Here is a 2,690-nt window from a genome sequence, read left to right as displayed (position 1 = left end):
GGCCAATGTCAGCGCCGGCGCGCAGGTCGCCGCCGTGCAAGAGCAGGTCACCAAGGCCGTCACCGACATGGATCTCGGCAGCGGCATCCGCTGGAAGCTCGCCGGCTCCAACGAGGACAGCGCCGAAGCCAGCGCCTTCCTCGGCAAGGCTTTTGGCGCTGCGATCTTCCTGATCTTCCTGGTGCTCTTGGCGCAGTTCAACAAGTTCACCAGCGTGTGGCTTGTCTTGTCCTGCGTGGTCATGGCGACGATCGGCGTGTTCTTAGGCTTGCTTCTGACAGGCGAGGCCTTCGGCATCGTCATGTCGGGCATCGGCGTCATCGCGCTGGCCGGCGTGGTGGTGAACAACAACATCGTTTTGATCGACACCTATGACCGGCTGCGCGAGGAAGGCTGGGACAAGATGGACGCGGTGCTGCAGACCTGCCGCGAGCGCGCCCGCCCGGTGGTGCTGACGGCGGTGTCGGCCATCCTCGGCGTGCTGCCGATCGCCTTCGGTCTCGGTCTCGAAATCTTCCATCACGAGACGACGATCAACGCGCCGTCGACGCAATGGTGGATATCGCTGTCCTCGGCGATCGTCTTCGGCCTGTCCTTCGCCACGCTGCTGACGCTGGTGGTGACGCCGTCTATGCTGATGGTGTTCACTCGCGCCAAGGTGAAGCCCGGCCAGCGACGCGGCTGGTTCGGACGCCTGTTCCGCAGTGGCAAGGGCGAGGTCACGACGGGCGCGCCCGCTGGAGAAACTGGCACAGAGCCGGCGGTTGCCTTTCCGAAAGCGGCGGAATAGAGCGGTTCGCAACGCCAAGACGAGAAGCCGCCCGGAACAACCGGGCGGCTATTTGCATTGTTCCCTCGAAGTTCAACCAGACGGCGAGGATTTTTCATGACGATCGGCACAATTCTCGTAATAATCCTGATCCTGATCCTGATCGGCGCCGTGCCGGCATGGCCGCATTCGCGCTCCTGGGGCTACGGCCCTTCTGGCATCGTCGGCGTCATTTTGGTCGTGCTGCTCATCCTGCTGCTGATGGGCAGACTCTGATCTTCAATGAATTGCGGCCGGGCTTTGAAACCCGGCCGTTTCATCTTTCGTTGGAGCTTTTGATCAAGCGGCCAGGCGCGAGGGCTGCACGGCGATGCCGATATCCTGCAAGGCCTCCTTCACCGCCTCATCGAGCGGGGTATGCGGGATTTCGCCGATGATCTCTTCCAGCCGCGTCGAAACCAGCCGGTGCGGCTCGTAGCGCAGATAGGACATTGAGACGATCTCGCGCCACATGGCGACGAACGGGCTGCCGGCGCGCAGCACCCACCAGGGCATGAAGGAGAGCTTCAGCTTGCGGTTCAGCGCCTTCTCGGCTGCCGCTTTCATGTCGAGGTCGGTGATGGCGTGGCCGGGGAAGTTGATGGCTTCGAAGAAGCCCGTTTTGTCGAGGTTCTTCGCCAGGCCGACGAAGGCGACGGCGAAGTCCGGCAGGTAGGCCCATTCATGGGTCAGGTCGGCCGGGCCGGGCGCGGTGTAGACGCCCTTCTCCATCTTGGCGGCGACGACAAGGTCGAACCAGGAGCCGCTGCCGGTGCCGCCGAAGAAGTCGCCGGCTCTGAGGACGATGGTGCGGACCCGGCCGGCTTCGGCCTCGCCGCGAAACAGGTCTTCCATGGCGCAGCGGATACGGCCCTTCTCGGTGGTCGGATGGAACGGCGTCGCTTCGGTGATCACCTGCGGCATCGGCGAGCCGTAATTGTAGACGGTGCCCGGGAAGAGATGCAGGGCGCCGTTTTCACGGCAGGCGGTCATGACGTTCTCGGCCATCGGCATGCACTTGCCCCAATCGGTGTAGATCGGGTTCAGGCCGTTGAAGATGATGTCGACGCCTTGGGTGGCGCGGATCAGGGACTGGCGATCCAGTGCGTCGCCGGCAACCGCGGTGGCGTCCTTGAGTTCGGCCGGAACCTTGCCGGTACGGGTGACGGCGCGGACGTCGAAGCCGGCGTCGATGAAGGCCTTGCCGACCACGCGGCCGAGCCGGCCGTTGGCGCCGAGGATTGCGATCTTGGTCATCTGTTCTCTCCGTGGTTTGCGTTTGTCCCTGCAATCTGATGCCTTCATCGACGAATTGAAATTGACTGAAGTCGGCGTTCTGTTATTCAAAAATGAATGAAGGAATTCGACTGGAACCTGATCAAGAGTTTGGTCGCAGTCGCCGAGACCGGCAGTCTGTCGGGCGCCGCGCGCCGGCTCGCGGCCAGCCAGCCGACGCTCGGCCGCCACATCGCCGAGCTGGAGGCCGCGCTCGGCGTCACGCTGTTCCGGCGTGGGCGTCGCGGCTACGAGCTGACCGAGGCGGGCAGCACGCTCTACGAGCGCGGACGGGTGGTCAGCGCTGAGGCCAATGCGTTCTCGCTGCTGGCGCTGGGCTCTGTCGAGGCGATCGAGGGCACGGTGCGCATCGCCGCTTCGGAAGTGGTCGCCGCCTTCGTTCTGCCGGACATGATGGCGCGCCTCGGCGAAGAGGAGCCCGGCATCGAGGTCGAGATCGTCGCCTCCAACCAGGTCGAGAATCTCTTGCGTCGCGATGCCGACATCGCCATCCGCATGGTGCGGCCGGCGCAGAACGAGCTGGTGGCGCGCAAGGTCACCGACATTCCGCTCTGCCTATGCGCGGCGAGCGTTTATCTCGACCGGT

At 64.1% G+C, this 2,690-nt stretch carries 4 protein-coding genes; 3 read left to right on the top strand and 1 reads right to left on the bottom strand.

What is annotated here, in order from left to right; genetic code table 11:
• On the top strand, positions 1-790 hold a 790-nt coding region (locus tag EOA28_RS31830), incomplete at its 5' end, for an efflux RND transporter permease subunit (protein ID WP_148670987.1).
• A gap of 96 nt (positions 791-886) precedes the next feature.
• Positions 887-1,045 (top strand): DUF3309 family protein, encoded by a 159-nt coding sequence (locus EOA28_RS31825; RefSeq protein ID WP_127252773.1) that lies wholly within the window; start codon positions 887-889, stop codon positions 1,043-1,045.
• Positions 1,046-1,108: 63 nt separating this feature from the next.
• On the opposite strand, the gene EOA28_RS31820 is transcribed toward EOA28_RS31825, so the two are convergent.
• On the bottom strand, positions 1,109-2,065 hold the full coding sequence (locus EOA28_RS31820) for an SDR family oxidoreductase (RefSeq protein WP_128315658.1): 957 nt from the start codon (positions 2,063-2,065) through the stop codon (positions 1,109-1,111).
• Between the two features lie 96 nt (positions 2,066-2,161).
• On the opposite strand from EOA28_RS31820, the gene EOA28_RS31815 reads away from it, so the two are divergent.
• Positions 2,162-2,690, top strand: a 529-nt coding sequence (locus EOA28_RS31815; protein ID WP_148670986.1) for a LysR family transcriptional regulator, incomplete at its 3' end; no start/stop codon positions are given.

It is taken from the genome of Mesorhizobium sp. M2A.F.Ca.ET.067.02.1.1, from assembly GCF_004023285.1.
In the GTDB taxonomy this organism is placed as follows: Bacteria; Pseudomonadota; Alphaproteobacteria; order Rhizobiales; family Rhizobiaceae; genus Mesorhizobium.
This window is presented reverse-complemented; position numbering and strand designations above follow the sequence as displayed.